17 protein-coding genes are annotated in these 18,457 nt (G+C 34.6%); 5 read left to right on the forward strand and 12 right to left on the reverse strand.

Annotation, left to right across the window (positions count from 1 at the left end; all coding sequences use genetic code 11):
• Positions 1 to 3: 3 nt before the first annotated feature.
• Positions 4 to 297, forward strand: a complete 294-nt coding sequence (locus ACNFIH_RS03225) for a DUF3861 family protein (RefSeq protein ID WP_426485470.1) — start codon at positions 4 to 6, stop codon at positions 295 to 297.
• A 94-nt stretch (positions 298 to 391) separates the two neighbouring features.
• On the opposite strand, the gene ACNFIH_RS03230 is transcribed toward ACNFIH_RS03225, so the two are convergent.
• The 7 genes from ACNFIH_RS03230 to ACNFIH_RS03260 all read right to left on the reverse strand — a co-directional run bounded on the left by ACNFIH_RS03230 (position 392) and on the right by ACNFIH_RS03260 (position 6,592).
• Complete coding sequence (locus ACNFIH_RS03230) at positions 392 to 1,783, reverse strand: phospholipase effector Tle1 domain-containing protein (RefSeq protein ID WP_426485471.1); 1,392 nt, start codon at positions 1,781 to 1,783, stop codon at positions 392 to 394.
• A gap of 2 nt (positions 1,784 to 1,785) precedes the next feature.
• Entirely contained in the window at positions 1,786 to 2,832 is a 1,047-nt protein-coding gene (locus ACNFIH_RS03235; protein ID WP_426485472.1) for a DUF2931 family protein, read from the reverse strand.
• Between the two features lie 67 nt (positions 2,833 to 2,899).
• Positions 2,900 to 3,073 carry a hypothetical protein gene (locus ACNFIH_RS03240; protein WP_426485473.1) on the reverse strand — a complete coding sequence of 58 codons (174 nt, stop codon included), beginning with the start codon at positions 3,071 to 3,073 and terminating at the stop codon, positions 2,900 to 2,902.
• 9 nt (positions 3,074 to 3,082) lie between these two features.
• A complete protein-coding gene (locus ACNFIH_RS03245; protein ID WP_426485474.1) occupies positions 3,083 to 4,891 on the reverse strand; it encodes a type VI secretion system Vgr family protein in 1,809 nt (602 codons plus the stop codon).
• A gap of 191 nt (positions 4,892 to 5,082) precedes the next feature.
• The gene (locus ACNFIH_RS03250; protein WP_426485475.1) at positions 5,083 to 5,694 is read right to left on the reverse strand and encodes a thioredoxin family protein; all 612 of its coding nucleotides are present in this window, start codon (positions 5,692 to 5,694) and stop codon (positions 5,083 to 5,085) included.
• Between the two features lie 3 nt (positions 5,695 to 5,697).
• Positions 5,698 to 6,174 (reverse strand): TlpA family protein disulfide reductase, encoded by a 477-nt coding sequence (locus ACNFIH_RS03255; protein WP_035644566.1) that lies wholly within the window; start codon positions 6,172 to 6,174, stop codon positions 5,698 to 5,700.
• A gap of 100 nt (positions 6,175 to 6,274) precedes the next feature.
• Positions 6,275 to 6,592, reverse strand: a complete 318-nt coding sequence (locus ACNFIH_RS03260) for a winged helix-turn-helix transcriptional regulator (protein WP_142449160.1) — start codon at positions 6,590 to 6,592, stop codon at positions 6,275 to 6,277.
• 164 nt (positions 6,593 to 6,756) lie between these two features.
• On the opposite strand from ACNFIH_RS03260, the gene ACNFIH_RS03265 reads away from it, so the two are divergent.
• The 4 genes from ACNFIH_RS03265 (at position 6,757) to ACNFIH_RS03280 (ending at position 10,119) form a co-directional block, all read left to right on the forward strand.
• Positions 6,757 to 7,671, forward strand: coding sequence for a DsbA family protein (locus tag ACNFIH_RS03265; protein ID WP_426485476.1), 915 nt, complete (start codon positions 6,757 to 6,759; stop codon positions 7,669 to 7,671).
• 171 nt (positions 7,672 to 7,842) lie between these two features.
• A complete protein-coding gene (locus tag ACNFIH_RS03270; protein WP_426485477.1) occupies positions 7,843 to 8,679 on the forward strand; it encodes a sulfite exporter TauE/SafE family protein in 837 nt (278 codons plus the stop codon).
• Positions 8,666 to 9,073: a DUF1634 domain-containing protein gene (locus ACNFIH_RS03275; protein WP_081909305.1), complete on the forward strand. Its 408-nt coding sequence runs from the start codon at positions 8,666 to 8,668 to the stop codon at positions 9,071 to 9,073. The genes ACNFIH_RS03270 and ACNFIH_RS03275 overlap by 14 nt, the downstream gene beginning before the upstream one ends.
• A 23-nt stretch (positions 9,074 to 9,096) precedes the next feature.
• Positions 9,097 to 10,119: an LLM class flavin-dependent oxidoreductase gene (locus tag ACNFIH_RS03280; protein ID WP_426485478.1), complete on the forward strand. Its 1,023-nt coding sequence runs from the start codon at positions 9,097 to 9,099 to the stop codon at positions 10,117 to 10,119.
• A gap of 148 nt (positions 10,120 to 10,267) precedes the next feature.
• Here ACNFIH_RS03280 and ACNFIH_RS03285 read toward each other — a convergent pair whose 3' ends face one another.
• From ACNFIH_RS03285 to ACNFIH_RS03305, 5 genes are all read right to left on the reverse strand, one after another.
• Positions 10,268 to 12,679, reverse strand: a complete 2,412-nt coding sequence (locus ACNFIH_RS03285; protein WP_426485479.1) for a TonB-dependent siderophore receptor — start codon at positions 12,677 to 12,679, stop codon at positions 10,268 to 10,270.
• 221 nt (positions 12,680 to 12,900) lie between these two features.
• Positions 12,901 to 13,878, reverse strand: a complete 978-nt coding sequence (locus ACNFIH_RS03290) for a glycoside hydrolase family 43 protein (protein WP_426485480.1) — start codon at positions 13,876 to 13,878, stop codon at positions 12,901 to 12,903.
• Positions 13,879 to 13,989: 111 nt separating this feature from the next.
• Complete coding sequence (locus ACNFIH_RS03295; protein WP_426485481.1) at positions 13,990 to 15,168, reverse strand: aldose epimerase family protein; 1,179 nt, start codon at positions 15,166 to 15,168, stop codon at positions 13,990 to 13,992.
• Between the two features lie 21 nt (positions 15,169 to 15,189).
• Complete coding sequence (locus ACNFIH_RS03300) at positions 15,190 to 16,218, reverse strand: glycoside hydrolase family 43 protein (protein ID WP_426485482.1); 1,029 nt, start codon at positions 16,216 to 16,218, stop codon at positions 15,190 to 15,192.
• Between the two features lie 311 nt (positions 16,219 to 16,529).
• Positions 16,530 to 18,341 carry a glycoside hydrolase family 2 protein gene (locus ACNFIH_RS03305; protein WP_426485483.1) on the reverse strand — a complete coding sequence of 604 codons (1,812 nt, stop codon included), beginning with the start codon at positions 18,339 to 18,341 and terminating at the stop codon, positions 16,530 to 16,532.
• Between the last annotated feature and the right edge of the window lie 116 nt (positions 18,342 to 18,457).

Consider the following 18,457-nt stretch of genomic DNA (forward strand, 5'->3'; position numbering starts at 1 on the left):
ATCATGGAAAAAAGATCAAACAAATACTATTTAACATTAAGCTTAAAAGAGTACGCAAACGGTGAAACTAAACCTGCAAAAGAACTCGGAATCGAATTTTCTAATCACGATGAGATTTTTGGCATCATTCAAAAAATGAAAGAAAAAAACTTATTTGATGATCCGTCTGAAGCAACTCAGTTTGCAATCGGGCTAAAATTATTCAGTGAAATCAAATTAAAATACCGCAAAAATCCTTTGTTTGATGAATTGAATGAAGTTTTTCCGGTTTTTATGAAAAAGCTGAAAAGTTTATAAAAATAAAAAACGCCTCAAGAAATTGAGGCGTTTTTTGTTTTACAAAATTATTTTTTGAACTATTTTTTTATTTTTTAATATCATTAGTTTTATTCTAAAACGTTTTTCGCTTCCTATCTTTTGTTGGTTCCATACCAAGAGATCCATAATCAGCTGACCAATGCAAATATTTGTTACGAAGTTCTCTTAAATCTTTTTGCTCTTGTAGTTGTTGCTGATAGGCACCAAAGTTTCTATCACCTTCATGAACACCTTTATATTTTTCATGAATATCTCCAAACCATTTAAAAGTATAAGGTTTTCCTTCTCCAAAAACGTAACCACGCAAACGCTTTTTTACACGCATAAGCAACGCATCATCAGAAATACTGTATTTATTAGTTTCTAATTTTTTCATATTGAAAGGTACATTTTGCGCTAAAGATGATTCTGCCATAAAATGCAAAGGAATATAACTGTATGTTTTTTTTAGATTTCTTGTACCTTTTAGCTCATGTTTGGGGCCAAAAAAAGAAATATCTAATTGATCTTCTAAATACCAAGATTCTTTTACCAATTTTTCTGAAAATTTTTCTAATTCTTTTTCATAATTTTTTTCTAGAGCCTTTACTATTTCAATTCCATCATTGTAGCTCCCTCCAACATCTGAATGTACTCCTGGAAATTCCTTTTCATTTCCTGTTGTAGTTTTAGTAAGCGAAAAATTATTGCGATGTTCGTCTACAGCTGTAAAATGCAATACTGTTTTTGCTTTAGCTAAATTATTCAACGGGAGTTGAGTAGTATCGTTATCAAAATTAGGCTTTCCGTCAATTAATGTTGAATAAGACGAAACCGTATCAAAAAGTCCTAAAAAACGAATTTTTATCAAATTGACTTTGATTCCTTTTTTCTCCAAAAAATATCCGAGATAACCACCTTTATTTTTTCTATTAATAGATAAAGGATGAGCTTTTAAGCTGATTTCATCTAGAAAAACTCTAGCTGCAGCTGCTCCACGACTAAAACCAAAGACATCCAAATAAAGTATTGGTATTTCTTTATTTTTACTTTTACTTACTTTAGCTATCCTATCAGCTAAATTTTTGCATCCTTCTTCTACCTTACCTAAAATACCAGTACCATTTAATATAAAACCAGTACCAAGACCCGCTCCTAATAAAGAATCGGCTTTTTCAGTCTCGGTACCAATACCGTCAACATACACAGCAAGGTTTTCAGGATAAGCATCACAAAGCCTTGCCACATTAGACCAGGCATTGTAATAACTGCTACTTTTAGCATCTCTGCCATTTTTTCTATAAGCCTCTGCCGAAATCTCCTCTTTAGGGGTTAGTTTTTCGCCTCTCGCCCTTTTATCATAATATTCTTTGGCCTTGGTGTTATTTTTATTATTATTGGTACCATCAAAAAAAATACCGATAACTATATCATCTTTTCTTGTTTCTACTTTAGGTGGAGTGTAATCTCCAAATATTATACTCATAACTAGTCGTATTTTCCAGAATCATGGCAGATTTGATTAATGCTATAATTTTGACCTGATTGCTCTAAATACATATTCATCTTCCAATCTCTACTATTTTCTTCTATAGGGTTTAATTTTATAACTATTTCTGCAGATTTATTTTTGTCAATATGCTCTTTAAATAAATTTCTAATCTCGTTTTTATCAAAGTCTACAGGAATCTCATCTTCTCCATTGTTTTTATGTGATTTTGCCCAAAACTCAGTATCACTAGTGAAAGCAATTCTTGAGACAAACTCCTGTTCTTTTTTACCACTGCCAATTGACCAGTATATTTGAAAAACATAAGGAATAGCCCTGTATTCCATGCCTATTTCCCTATCCAAAGGGTCTTCAATATCTCCGTTACACATTTTAATATATATTGAAGTTATGTTGCTTCCTTCCGGCAAAATAACTTTAGGTTTCCAAAGATATTTTTCTCTATACGCTTCATAAACTTCGGGAGCGGGATAACCATGTTGTTGAATTTGTTCTCTTAAGTCTTTATTAATTACAAAATCATTATTTAGTTCATCTTTAGCATAGTTTTTCCTAAACATATACTTTTCGTCTTCTGTAATAAGTCTCGGATCAATAACTGTTTCATGAGCCTGAAATCTGGCTACTTCGACTTGTCGTCCATTTCCGGCGACCCAAACTATTACCATTCCTTTTGGAGCAAAACCAATATTTACATATTTATAAGGCTCTACTATGATTTTCTCTCCTATTTTAGAATAAAAACCTTCATCAAAGAGCTGTTGTATTTTTTCGGTTGGGAGTTTCCACTCGCCTGTATAAAATTTATCATCTACATAAGACAACCATGTCATATCAAGACTATCAGGTAATGGAGCTTTTATAAAATTTACACTGCCAGCATTTCCCCAGCCAGCGTTAGTAAAACCTCCCATTTGGCTAAAAAAATAACCGCCTACGGCTCCCGTATATACTTCTATAGGATATTCTCTCGGTGCAGAAATATCTGCAGACCACTCATATTTTTTTTCTATGTATGAACTCATTGTTATTGTTACTACAGTTATCACTATTATTATGATAAAACATAATAATATGTTATACTTTTTAATACTATTTTTTCTCACCGCTAATTATTATTTTTTTTCCACTTACTAAATTCAAATCGTCTTTAGTTGCTTCAAAGTTTAATTTATTTGCACTTTTTTTAAGTTTACCACCAACAATTAATTGATAACCATCTATTACTTTTATTTGAATATTTTTTGCCTTTTTTGTAATCGCCATAACATTAATTTAAAAAAGATTAGAATTTTCTGCACTGTTAATCAAGACTTGTTTGCCACTTTGTATCGTCATGTTTTCTTGGTGGCTATAAAGGCTGGCTTCTGTGGCAATTTCATTTGAAGTATCAGAAGTTCTATTAAAATCTTTATCAGCAATTTCAGTTCGATTATCTGATTTTTCCAAAATATTCCCAATCGCACTAATAAATATATCATTCTCTGCTTCCTGAGAAATATTATTCCCTGCCTCGATTTCAATATTTTCTTTGGCATTTACTTTTACATCTCTTCCTGCCCTAACAATAAAATCCTCGCCAGCTTCAAACTCAATATTTTTTGGTGCTTTAAATCTAATGTTCCCGTCCCCATGAATAACTGCTATAGTTTGTCCTTTTTGACTTTCTATTGTGATATCACCTGTAGAATCATCTGAAATAATTCTGTTTCCACTTCGTGTCTGCAAAACTTTCAAATCATTCTTTTCAGTAGCATAATTACTTTTTGCCTGCCCATTATAATGCGCTCCCATTACATAAGGACACTGCACATTGCCTCCTTCAAAACCAACCAAAACTTCCTCATCAATTTCTGGAATAAAATAAAACCCTTTTCCGGCTCCCGTATGTGGCTGGATCATTCTGATCCACTGGCTTGACCTGCTTCCATTTCCCCAAAAAAATTCAACTCTTACTCGTCCAAGTCCTTCAGGATCGTTGTTGTCTTTTATTCTTGCCGGCTGAGTTTCTGCTTTGGCAAAAACTTTTGTATCTGTATAATGCGGAGCTGTAACATCTGCTGGAATGGCTTTGAATTCACAAGTATAATTACCGTGCACTTCTGAATGATGTGTAGCTTCTATACAGACGAGATGATGCTCGGTAGTTTGGTTAATGATTGTAAATGTCTGCCCAAGTCCTATTGGGAAATACGATATTCCACTGTAGTAAACACTGTTTGCATCGCTTCCTGCGGTCTGCAGCGTGACCATTTCGTCTATTTCGTCTTTGTTCTGCGCGTTGTTGGTATAGGCGCCGATACTCAAATCCGGCTGAGCAACGGTTCCTTGATTAAAACCGACATTTGACGCAAAACTGTCTCTGCTTCCTGTGGAGGTTCTTGGTGAAGAATTTTTAATATTGGTAGCGTTATTATAATCGTAGCCTGCGAGCGAAATCTTGTGAGCAGTCATATTAACCTGAATCTTGAAACTGTGCAGTGAAGCTCCATTTATGAGCTTTATCTTAGAAGTTTTGGTCTGCCCGAACTGCATGCGCATTCCGTCAAAATAAAACCACTGCCCGTAGCGCTGCGCCAGCCTTTTCAAGAAATTGAAACTCGTTTCATTATACTGGGCCATGTAATTGAACTCTTTCATGTAGGTTGATCTTATGGCGTCTCTCTGATAGAATTCCGTCGGACCTTCATATAGAATGTCCAGAACAATGTCATCCATTCCTCTTTCTAGGTAAGTCCTTGATTTTGGCATATCTTCCAATACAATACTGTGGCTTGTTCCGCTCACATGCAAGCCAACGGCACTTCCGTTTTGGTCAACTGATGACAAACCTGTTATGATGCCTTTGCTCATCAGTTTGATTCCTGTCAAGCTTTTGAAAGTAAAAATAACCTCGCTTCCGTTATATCTCATCAGCGCTTTAGCTTGATCTTCAGGTTTTATGACAGCCTTGCCGGTATATTGCCACACAAACGAAAAATAATGATGATCTGCCATTTTTTGAAAGAGCTTCAAATCATAATAAATAATGTTTTGAGTAAAACCTCCTATGGTAATGTGAACTTGATCTGAAAAATGCGCCATAATTTTTATGCGAGTTTTAGTTAGTTAAATAGAGAATTAAAAAAATCTATTTAGTAAACATATACCTACAAATTAAAAAGTACAGCGCAACAAAGTTTTATTAATAACAGAATAAGACTTTTCGAAATTTTATAAAAAAAGGGCTATCTCATTTTTGAGACAGCCCTTTTCACAAATTAATATTCTAAAATTTATGCTTTCGCTTTTCTTTTTACTGTACAGCCAATTTCTTTTGTCTGCGTAATTATTGGCTTTTTGTTGCTTTGCAAAGCAGCAATCACATCTTCGGCATATTTTGTTTTTTCAGCTTTTGTTCCTTCTGGATCATTATCGATTGCTCCCACATATTCAATAACATTTCCTTTTGGAGTTTTAGATACAATAAAAATATGCGGTGTATGTTTTGCACCATATTGATCTGTAACTACTTGTCCTGCATCAAATAAATATGGGAAAGGATAACTTTTATCTTTTGCTAAATCCTGCATTTTATTGAATGCATCTGCTTTTGAAGCTTCAGGATCATTTGGATTAATTGCAATTACAGGATACCCTTGAGGTCTGAATTTTTTATCTAAATCGATAATACGTTGCTCATATGCAACTGCATACGGACATGTATTGCATGTAAAAACCACAATAAAACCTTTTGCTTTAGGAAAACTTGCAAAAGAAACTTCTTTATTGTCAACATTTTTAAGTTTAAAATCTGGTGCTGCATCGCCTGCTTTCAGCGTTGCTGTCTGCGCCTGCGATAACCAGGCTGTAAATACCAATACTAATAAAGTGATAATCTTTTTCATAATTTATAGTTTTTTATATTCAGTTAATAGTTGTTCGTAGGTCAATTCGGTTTCAACAAATTTTCGTTTATCGTCTTTAATGAAAAGTGTTGCAGGAATACTTCCTGACCATGAAGGATCGATTCGGTCAATATATTCCTGCGGGCTGCTTTCGTTTAATAAAAACACTTGATTTTGAAGGTTTTTTCGCTTGACGAAAGGAATTACAGCCGAATTCAATTTGGATTTAAAATCAACACTTACCAATAAAACTGCCAGTTTCTCTGATTTAAATTCGGACTGAAGTTTTTCAAAATGAGGTAATTCCTTAACGCAAGGCGCGCACCAGGTTGCCCAGAAATTGACAACATAAGTGCTGTCTTTTCCATTTTTAATTCGTTCATGAAGTTGGTCGACCGTAATAAGTTTTACGTTCTGACCATAAGAAACTGTCGATAAAACGACCAATAAAAAGAGGCTTAAAAAAGGCTTTGCTTTCATAAAAAACAGTTCTTTAGATTTAATTTGTTCTCTTACAAATATAAACTAATGAAAAGGTATTTTTTGTTAATGAAAATTTAATGAATGTAAATGCTGAAAATTATTTTTCAAAAAAAGATTCTAATTGTCTAAAAACCGGAATTAAAGATTTTCCTTTTTCCGATAAATTGTATTCAATATGAAGCGGTTTTAATTTGATGACTTCCTTATCCAAAAGCCCAAATTCTTCGAGTTCGCGCAGTGCTACTGCAATTGATTGTTTGTTAGAGCCTTTCATATCTCTTAAAAGTCCGTTGAAACGTATTGGTCCATCAACCGCTAATAAGAAAATTTGAGGTTTCCATTTTCCTGATAATAATTTTAGAAGTCCTTCTGCCGGACAACCGCTTTCTTTTTCTTCTTTATTTTCTGTAGTCATATTTTTTTGACTAATTGACTTTTGATTAAACACTAGCGAACTTTGTCATAAAAATATGAAAATTTAAAAGCTGAACGCTAATTTTTCAACCCGTTTTTATGAAAATAGGACTATTATTAATCCTGATCTGCAGTTTAAACTGTAAATCGCAAACGAATTTAAAAATGACAGAAAATAATTCAAATCCGTTAATATGTAATCCTGTAACTGGAACATGTAAAATGCCTTCTAACGAAAAATTAAATGAAACAGCCGTTATTCAAACAGAAAATAAACCCGTTAAAATAATTTATTATACTGATCCTATATGTTCATCTTGCTGGGGAATTGAACCTCAACTAAGAAAACTCAAACTTGAATATGGCGATTATTTTGAAATTGATTATCGTATGGGCGGTCTGCTTCCGGATTGGAGTTATAATAGCGGAGGAATCAGTAAACCGTCAGATGTGGCACATCATTGGGACGAAGCAAGTTTGCATTATGAAATGCCAATTGATGGAGATGTCTGGCTCGAAGATCCACTTGATTCTTCCTATCCTTCTTGTATTGCAATGAAAGCAGCTCAAATCCAAAACAAAGAAAAAGCAATTCATTTCATGCGTATACTTCGTGAGAAATTATATTTAGAAAAGAAAAATATTGCTAAATGGAACAACATTGAAGAAGCTGCAAAATTGGCAAATCTTAACATTGAAAAGCTGAAAGCAGATTATGACGATGCCGAGGAACTTTTTCAGAAAGATTTAGATTACGGAAAAAAATTGGGCGTAAGAGGTTTTCCAACATTTTTCTTTGCCGATAAAAATGACAATCGATTTATGGTTTACGGCTCAAAATCTTATGATGCTTATGAAAATGCTTTATTAGCTGTATTTCCAGAAGCAAAAAAGAAACCAATTCCAAATGAAAACCCTTTATCGCTTTTTGAAATTTATCCCACACTAACACCAAAAGAATATGCTGTCATTTTAAATAAATCTTATTTTGACGCCAGAATGATTCTTGGAAAACTACATGAAAAAGGTGAACTGGACAAAATATCCACAAAAAACGGATCGATGTATATCAAAAAATAAAACTTCTTTAAAGTCACAAAAATGAATCTTTGTGGCTTTTTTGTTGTCTTAAAAAGTTATTTTTAGTGCTTCTGTAAAAAACGTTTTCGCTTTTTTAAGGATTTTTTAAGCTCCTAAAAATTCCTTCACCAAATATCAATTCGTAAATTAGCCAAAACAAAATTTATTCGAATGACAGTACTTACGTTTACGCTGATTATGATTCTTGGTGCTTTTTTAGCAGGTTTTATTGGTTCATTATCAGGATTAGGAGGCGGTATCATTATTATTCCACTTTTAACTGTCATTTTAGGCGTTGATATTCATTATGCAATTGGAGCCGCTTTGGTTTCGGTAATTGCAACTTCTTCAGGTTCTGCGGCAGCGTATGTAAAAGAAGGAATAACTAATATGCGATTGGGAATTTTCCTTGAAATCGCCACAACAATTGGCGCTGTTGGCGGTGCGTTGCTTTCGGCTATTGCTCCAACTTCTTTCATTGCCGTTTTATTCGGACTTACCTTGATTTTCTCGGCAATAAATTCACTTCGAAAAAAAGAAGAACATATTGTTTTAGAATCAAGTCCAATAGCAAAAAAACTAAAATTAGACGGAACCTACCCAACGCATGACGGCCAAGTGGTAAGTTATGGCACTAAAAATGTAATTGGCGGTTTTAGTATGATGGGACTTGCCGGAATGATGTCTGGCTTACTCGGAATTGGATCTGGCGCTTTTAAAGTAATTGCGATGGATAATATTATGCGTATTCCGTTTAAAGTTTCGACTACTACCAGTAACTTTATGATGGGTGTTACTGCAATGGCGAGTTCTGTAATTTATATTCAAAAAGGATATATTGAACCCGGAATTTGTATGCCTGTTGTTATTGGTGTTTTATTCGGTGCAATGGCTGGTGCCAAAGTATTAGTGCGAACAAACCCTAAAAAACTAAGAATATTTTTTGCCTGCTTAATTTTTGTTTTAGCAATTAATATGATTTATAACGGACTTAATGGAAAAATCTAAAAATATGCAGCACGAAAAATTTGGAGAAAAAGATTTTCAGGCTATTGTTGGAAATTTATTGCGATATGGTGTCTGGATTTCACTTTCAGTAGCTTTCATAGGCGGAATTGTTTATTTGATGCATCACGGAAATGATATTGAAGATTATTCTGTCTTCAAAGAAAATGACCGAAATATATTTGAAGTAATTGCCGATGTTTATCGTGGCGTAATTCAGGGAAATGGTGAATTTTTGATTTTCTTCGGAATTATATTATTGTTTCTTACGCCTGTTTTCAGGGTTTTACTTTCATTATTCTCTTTTCTTATTGAAAGGGATTATCTTTATGTTGTTATTACACTGATTGTTATTTTAATTATTATAACCAGTATTTCATTTGGTTTTTCTCATTAGAAAATACATCTAATTTAAACAGTATGGAAATAGGAATTGACAGTTTTGCTTCGGCAATGTACGGAGACAACAACACTTTAAGCAGTGTTGATGCGATGGAACAATTACTTCAAAGAATTGAACTTGCAGATCAAGCTGGTTTGGATGTTTTCGGAATTGGAGAACATCATAAAAAAGAGTTTTTAGATTCGGCTACAGTTGTGATATTGAGCGCAGCCGCGGCAAGAACAAAAAATATACTTTTATCGAGTGCGGTTTCGGTTTTAAGTGCTGCAGATCCTGTGAGAGTTTATCAAAGTTTTGCAACATTGGATTTAATTTCGAAAGGAAGAGCCGAAATTGTTGCTGGACGCGGGTCTTCAATTGAAGCTTATCCCCTTTTCGGATTTGATTTAAACGATTATGATGCTCTTTTCAAGGAAAAATTAGATCTTTTTTTACAAATCAGAGATAATGAATTTGTTACTTGGTCAGGGAAATTTCGTCCCGCTATAAATAATCTTCCGATTTATCCGAGAGCTTTGCAGGAAAAATTACCTGTTTGGCTGGGTGTTGGCGGAACTCCGGAATCTTTTATAAGAGCAGGAAGTTTAGGATTACCTCTAATGGTTGCCGTCATTGGTGGACAAACGCATCGTTTTCGTCCATTGATTGATTTATATCGCGAAGCTGGAAAAGCAGCAGGTTATAAACCTGAAGAACTGAAAGTAGGATTACATTCTCCTGGTTATGTTGGAAATACAACAGAAAAAGCGATTGAAGAATACTATCCTGGTTATGCTGAACTTTGGACAAAATTAGGCTACGAACGTGGCTGGCCTCCTGTAACAAAAGGAAAATTTGACGGACTTATTGATGATTTAGGTGTTTTAATTGTTGGTGGTCCTGAACGTGCAGCCGAGAAAATCCTAAGACACAGCGAAGCTTTAGGAGGCGTTGACCGATTTACTTTTCAAATGGATAATGCCGGATTGACACACACGCAATTAATGAATGCAATTGAACTTATTGGATCAAAACTGATTCCGTTAATTCAAAAAGGATAGTTTTTAGCCACAGATTACACAGATTAAAAGGATTTTTTTTAAACTTAGAACCTCAGAGAATCTTAGCAACTTAGTAGCTAAAAAAAAAGCATCTGCCAATTAAGACAGATGCTTTTTTGATTTGTAATTTTTCAACTAGAACAAACCATTAAAATTTATATGTTACACCAACTCTAAAGTTTGTTGGCGCTTCAGTTTGCCAATAATAAGCATCTAGCCACTGGTAGTAAGAACCGCTGTAAAGGTATTTGTTCAAGATATTAAATACGTTGGCCGTTACTTTAACTTTACCAGTTTCATAAGATAAGCCTCCATCTAATTTAAAATAAGAAGGCAATTTTTGAAGACCTTCACTCCAAGTATCCGTTTGGCGTCCGTCAAGGAAAGTTCCTCCAATAGAAGCTCCAAAACCTTTTAGTTTTCCGCCCTGAACTGTATAATTTAACCATGCATTTGCTGTATGTTTAGCATAACCTGGTACGATATCTCCTTTTTCAATTCCCGTTGCAGCAGAAACTAATGGGTCAACTTTATTTACAATAGATTCTGTAAAAGCATAATTTGCAATAAGGTTTAAACCATCAAATAGTTTTCCTCTAACGTCAAATTCAACACCCTGAGCTCTTTTTTCTCCAAGAACAATTTTATATTGTTCGTTTGGTGTATTTCTAGGATCACCTGTAAGCTCATTCTTTTTCAAGATATTATAAACAGATAAACTTGTATTCCAAGAACCGTCAAACCAGTCTTTTTTAATTCCAAATTCAACATTATTTCCTGTAAGCGGCTTAACCTGACCATCTCTAACAACTCCTGATTGAGGAGAAAAAGCCTGATCATATAATCCGTAAAAAGCTGTGCTTTCGTTTAGAGAATAGCTAACTCCTACACGAGGTGTAATATGACTATCTTCCTGTGGATCATCATAACTACTAGTCTGTTTAATCCATGTATATCTTGCAGCAAGAGTCAATCTTAATTTGTTTTGGAAAAATCCAAGTTCATCCTGAATATAACCAGCCGCATATTCTGAACCATAAAGTCCGCCAGCTCTTTGGCTTAATGGTGTATCGTGGTCAAAAGCAGGAAAACCGTTAGATGGTGTTCCATAATTTGGATTATAAACATTGAATGGATTAGCTGCTGTATCAAGATCATGAGATTGTCCCCAATCTGCCATATAATCTTTACTTCCTAAGTCTACTCCACTTAATATTTTGTGGCTAACAGATCCTGTGTTAAATTTCCCGTTTACAAATATTTGTCCTAAATACATGTTACTTTCTGCATCCCAAATACCAACATTTCTAATAATATTTCCTTTTCCAAGAGCATTATCATCAGAACCAACCATGCTTGGCCATGAACTATATCCTTGTTGAATATATTTAAAATAAGAAGTCTGTGCTGTAAGTTTCCAGTTGTCATCAAACTTATGTTCAAACGTAAAATAACCGCTGTGATCCTGAATATTAGTATCTGGAAGTCCCGGTTGTGTCATGGTAAATCCAACTGGCAATGTTGCATATCCATCAGATGCAGGTCCAAAAACATAGTACGAACCAACCTCAGTCATGTTTGCATACTGAAAATTGTATTCAGCAGTAATTTTTGTTTTATCGTCAATTTGATATGAAATTACCGGAGCAATTACATAACGATTATTATGTTCAAATGCACGGTGCGAACCTTTATTTTGAGCAGTTCCGTTGAATCTGTAGAGCAATTTTCCTTTTTTATCCAATTTCCCGTCAAGATCAAGGCTAACTCTGTAAAAGTCATAGCTTCCTCCAAGTACAGAAACTTCTCCTTTTGTAATTCCGGTTGGTTTTTTAGTCACCACATTATAAAGTCCGCTTGGGTCACCACTTGAAAGCATGAATCCAGCAGGTCCTTTTACAAATTCGATATGATCTACAAAACTCATATCTTCAGTTAATGGCCCCCAGAAAGAAGAAACTACATTAAATCCGTTTCTAAAAGCCTGAATTTGAGAACCACGCATTGTAATATTTGTGTACAAATCGCCCCAGTGTTCCAAACGTACCGCTCCACTCACGTTACGAATAACTCCGTCGCTCATACTTGTAATTTGCTGATCTTTTAAAGTCTGACCGCTTACAATCTGAACGTTTTGCGGGATTTCCAAAACCGGAGTCTGAAGACGCAATGACAACGAAGGTTTATCCTGTTTGTATTTGTTTTTTGTGATAACAACTTCGTCAAGATCTTCCTGACTTTCAGAAAGTGCAAAGTTTTTTGTTGTGACTTGTTTTGCTGTTACAACAATGGCCGCCTCTTGACCATGAATTCCAACTGAATGAATGCTGATCGTGTAAGAGCCTGGTTTGACATTTCTAATGTCGTACTGTCCATTTTCATTGGTTACAGCACTATATTTTGTTCCTTTAAGAGCAACAGATACACCTTCCGCCGGAGCATTTCCGCTCAAAGATACTTTTCCTGTTACCCTGCCTGTATTTTGATTTTGCGCCATCATCGTTAATGATGTTACGAAAAGTACAAAAAAACAGATTTTTTTAATGGTTAAGCTATTCATTTTGTCTGGTTTTAAATTTCGTTGGCAAAAGTAGTTTCTAAAACTTATTTTTCCTAATTATTTTTAATTATTCTAAATAAGGATAATTAAAAGATGTAAAACCAACACTTATAACACAATGACTATCAATAAAAAAGCCTGCTTTAAAATAAAACAGGCTTCATTGAAATTTCTATGATTCTAAATAAGAATGGAATGATTTTTTAAATAACGTTTTGAAGTTAATTTTTGTTCAAAAAAATAAAACTCTCTGGATTTGCTACTAATTTATCTCCTTTAAATTCAATTGAAATCATTCCGGCTTTTCTAGGTGAAACGGCACTTTCATTAAAATGCGTGTGCAATACGTAATGCATTTTATTGTCTTTGTCCCAAAATACATCACCATGCCCTATTCCATTTTGTTTGGTATTTTTCCTGCTGATAATTGGGCTGTCTGTAGCTTTTTCCCAAGGTCCAAGCGGACTTTTGCTTGTTGCGTAACCGACGGCATAATCGATGTTTCTAAAATCATTTGCCGAATAAATCATGTAATACAAACCATTGTGTTTTAAAACAGTTGGACCTTCAGTAACTGGCCAGCTTACGTTTTGTGTATTTTCCCATGGTAAAACTCCTGAAATACACTCAGTTAATGTTTCTGGTTTAATACTTTGAAAATCATCATTTATTTCAGCAACAAAAATTCGGTTTCCATTTGTCAAACGAACATGATATAAGTATTTTTTTCCATCTTCATCAATAAAAATAAAGGGATCAATTTGGTTTCCTGTTTTAATTATCGGCTCTTTAGATTCGTTTTTAAATGGCCCAAGCGGACTATCACTTGTCGCAAAAGCTATATTTTCATTGGCCGTATAAATCATATAAAATTTGTTTTTATACGAAAGAATTTGAGGTGCCCAGAAACCTTTGTCTCCAAAAGCATCTCCTTTTTTCAGCGCTAAACCATTTTGAGTTCCCGCGGGACCTTTCCAGTCTTTTAAATCAGAAGAAGTATAAACTTGAAATCCTTCACCATTTGGAAAATCCCCACTTGTAGTTCCATACAAATAATACAATCCGTTATTGTAGAAGATGGTTGGGTCCGCTAGGAGAATTGTATTTGATTTTGCTTCTTTGGGTTTGTCTGTACTTTTTTCCTGTGAACAAGCTGTAAAAGCACAAAATAATATTATAATGGATAGTGTTTTTTTCATGTTTTATTGAGTTTAAATTTTTAACCGCAAAGAGCGCAAGGAATTACGCTAAGGGCGCCAAAGTTTAAAATGATTTGCGCTCTTTGCGCTCTTTGCGGTTAAATTATGTTGCTACTTTTTCAAAGAAAACTGATAATAAGAAACCGTATGATATTTTTGTCCCGGTTTTAAAACAATCGGAGCAAATTTTGGCTGATTTGGTGCATCTGGAAAATGTTGCGTTTCCAAAGCAAAAGCAGTTCTGAAATCATCTTTTGCACCGGATTTAAATGTATTTTTTGACTGCATGAAATTTCCACTATAAAACTGCAACCCCGGTTCTTCTGTAAAAATGTCCATTGTAATTCCCGATTTATCTCCTGAAATTGTCGCTGCATGATTTAATCCGTTTTTCTTCGTTCCGTTTAAAACGTAATTATGATCGTAGCCTTTTCCGAATTTCAATTGTTCGTCTTTAGTTTCGATTCTTTCCCCAATAGTATGTTTTGAAGTAAAATCAAATACCGTATTCTTTACCGATTTTAATTCGCCACTCGGAATCAAGCCTTCGTCAACCGGGGTAAATTCGTTAGCGTAAATTTGTAATTCATGGTTTAAAATTGTCCCGCTTCCTTCACCATTCAAATTAAAAAAAGCGTGATTTGTTAAGTTTACAAGCGTCGTTTTATCAGTCGTCGCTTCATATTCCATTTTTATTGAATTATCATCTGTAATTGTATAAGTCACTTTTACAGACAAATTTCCAGGAAAACCTTGTTCTCCATTTGGTGAAACATAAGTAAAAACCAAAGTGTTTTCATTTGTTTTTTCGGCATTCCAAACTACGTCCTGAAAGCCTTTTACGCCACCATGCAAAGCATTTTTACCATTATTTAACGGCACTTGGTATTGTTTTCCTTCCAAAGTAAATTTCCCTTTTCCGATTCTGTTTCCGACTCTTCCGATTGTAGCTCCAAAATAAGGTTCTGTAGATGTTTTAAAACCTTTTGCACTGTTCATTCCGACTACAACATCGGTTGGTTTTCCATTTTTATCATTAACCCAAAGTCCAATCAATCTTCCACCATAATTGGTAAAAGCAGCTTTAATTCCTTTATTTTCTATCCAATATAAATTGACTTTTTTACCATCAATAATCGTATCAAAATTTTTAGTTTCTAAAACGGTTTTTACCGAATCTGAACTTATTTCGGTAGTTTCTTTTGAGGCTGCATTTTCCTTTTTATTGTCTTTACAATTAAATTGAAAAAGTGCCAGTAAAATGACTGCAGCAATTTGAATATTTTTCATTTTTATGATTTTATGATGATTTTATTTTGATGGAATTGCCAATTTGGTTTCTTCACTAACTGGTTCACCTAAAACCGGAAATCCGTTGGCATCCCAATTAATTTTCTGCATTCTTGGAGATCTTTTATTTCCGCAACCTTCTCCGGGATTTGAATTGGCGTGATATAAAATCCAGTCTTCTTTTCCGTCAGGAGATTTAAAAAATGAATTATGTCCAGGCGCGTAAACTTTGTTTTTATCGGATTGTTTGAAAATTGGCTCAGGCGATTTTTTCCACGCATTTGGGTCTAATAAATTATCACCTCCATTAAACGCTAACAATCCTAAAGAATAGAAATCAGTCCAGCATCCACTTGCCGAAAAAACAATAAATATTTTGCCATTTCTTTCTAAAAACTGAGGCCCTTCGTTTACATTCACTTGTGGCGGATTTACATCATCGTGCAATGCTCCGTGTGTTTCCCAATCGTTTGTTGGCGAAGAAAGCTTAACGCGATCACCATCAATTTCAAGCGGACTTTTCATTTTAGCGATGTAAATATTTTGTTGTCCGTTGGTGTCGCCTTCCCAGCCAGCCCAAATCATATAGAGTTGTTTTTTGTGTTCAAAAACATTTCCATCAATTGCCCATTTATCGGTTTTGGCAGCGATTTTTCCTTTAAACTCAAAATTCCCTTTAAACGGATCTGATGCTTTATTTTCTAAAACATACATTCTGTGATTGTTGTTGTCGCCATTATCTGCAGCAAAATAACAGTACCATTTTCCGCTGATAATATGAAATTCTGGTGCCCAGATTTCAGCCGAATAATTAGTATTTTTTGGCGGTGTCCAAATCACTTTACTTTCAGCATTTTTAATGTCTGACAAGTCTTTTGTTTTCCATAAAACCAATTTATTCCCAAGCGTATTTGTATAGTAATAATACCCCTTATAGTAGGTACTGTAAGGGTCTGCGCCCGATGGCAAAATGGGATTTGTGAATGTTTTTTGCTGTGAATATCCAGCCGAAACAATCACTAGCAAAAAAAGAAATAGATGTTTTTTCATTTTTAGTTTTTTTATTGTGGGGCGCGTTTTTTTTTTAAACACATAGAAACATAGTTTTGCTTTGTCTTAAAAAGGCGTTTCACTTAATTTAAATAAACAATAGAATACAGCCCATTTTGTCATTCCGAGGAACGAGGAATCTCCGCAAGTAGCTCCGTATAGAGAATCGCCAATCTTTGTAGAGTTACTCGTGGAGATTCCTCGTTCCTCGGAATGACAAGATTGTGTGAACTATGTGTGGAAACTAGTTTCTTTTACTTCCTTTTTTTCAAAACTAAAAAACTATGTCTCTATGTGTTTAAAATCAATAATTATTTATTCAAAGCATTTATAACTTCAGTATTAATCTTATTTACAGCTTTGAAATCCATTTTGTCCACTTTTCTATCGTATGTCATAAAACCATTTACTTCACCTTCAACATCAGTTGTTTGCGTATAAACTGCAGCTGAGAAACCCGTTTTTACGTAGTTTTTAAGAATCTTGGCATACTTGATATATTCGGCAGTAACTTCGGCTTCATTTTTAAATTTAATGTAGCCCCAGTTGTCATTTGCTCTCCATAAATGTCCTTCCAACGGAAGCCCGATTCCTCCATATTCTCCTAAAACAGTAACTCTTCTTGCATCATAAAGATACATTTCTGGTCCAGGATAATTATGCAAATCTAAAATATCGCCCGTTTGGAAATGATTTCCTCCACTTGATGAATTTGTTAATCGGCTTGGATCATGATTTTTAGTCCATTCAGTTATCTCAACCGTTTTGAATTGTCCCCAAGCTTCATTAAATGGAACCCAAACGACAATACTTGGATACGAATACAAATGATCCATTATTTCCTTCCATTCTTTTCTGTAGATTTCTTCTGATTTTGCAGAACGATGCAATTCTGTTCCGTCAAAATATTTTCTGTTTTGCCAAATCGGCTGATCGTCTCCACTTGGCATATCCTGCCAAACCAGAATTCCTAATTGGTCGCAGTGTGTATACCAGCGTTCAGGCTCTACTTTTACGTGTTTACGAATCATATTAAAACCTAATTCTTTTGTTTTAATAATATCGTATTTCAACGCTTCGTCAGTTGGAGCGGTGTACAATCCGTCTGGCCACCAACCTTGATCAAGAGGTCCGTACTGAAAATAATCCTTATTATTCAACTGCATTCTCATGATTCCGTTTTCATCTCTTTTTGATGAAATTTTTCGCATTGCAAAATAACTTTTCACCTCATCAACGACTTTATTTTTGCTGATTAAACGAATTTTCGTCTGATACAAAAACGGACTTTCAGGCGACCATAATTTTGGAGCATTCAAAACAATATCATTGCTTTCGCCAACAATCGCTTTTTCTTTTGCAATTTCTTTTCCGTTGTCTAAAACCGAAATTTCAACTACATCTCCTTTTTCAGCTCCATTTACATCGGCTTTAATGCTGATTGTATTTTGATCAATGTTCGGAGTTGTTTTTAATTCAGTAATATTTTTAGCATTTACAGGTTCAATCCAAACCGTCTGCCAAATTCCCGTTACTGGTGTGTACCAAATTCCTTCTGGATTTTTGACTTGTTTTCCTCTTGGCTGAGGCCCGTCATTTGAAGGATCCCAAACTTTTACAACCAGCTTTTGATTTTTTCCCTTTTGAATAAAAGGTGTAATATCAAACGAAAACGGTGTATATCCGCCAGTATGCGAACCCACTTTTACGTCATTTATAAAAACTTCCGTTTTCCAGTCGACAGCACCAAAATGCAAAAGAATGTTTTTACCGTTCCAGCCTGATTCAATCGAAAAATTGGTTTCGTACCAAAGTTCATTTTTGGCTCCAACATTTTTCATAACACCAGACAAACTTGATTCGGCCGCAAACGGAACCAGAATTTGCCCATCATATTTTGAAGGCGCTGCTTTTCCAAATTCTTGAATGGCGTAATTCCACAAACCATTCAGATTTTTCCATTGGCCGCGCTCCATAATCGGACGGGGGTATTCAGGTAAAGTTTTGTTCGGATCAACCTGCTCTGCCCATTTTGTTTTGATTTTATCTCCTTGTGGCTTCCATTGTGCATTTGCTGCTAACACTGAAATCAAGGCTAAAAAAAAGATACTTTTTCTTTTCATGCTATATATGTATTGGGCATTTTTATTTGAAATAATGCCATAATATTTCTTCTAAATCAAAATGAATTACCAGACTTATAACCAACATAAGCCTGGTAAATTCTCAAACTAACTTA

Source organism: Flavobacterium sp. 2 (genome assembly GCF_049949195.1).
Classification (GTDB): Bacteria; Bacteroidota; Bacteroidia; order Flavobacteriales; family Flavobacteriaceae; genus Flavobacterium.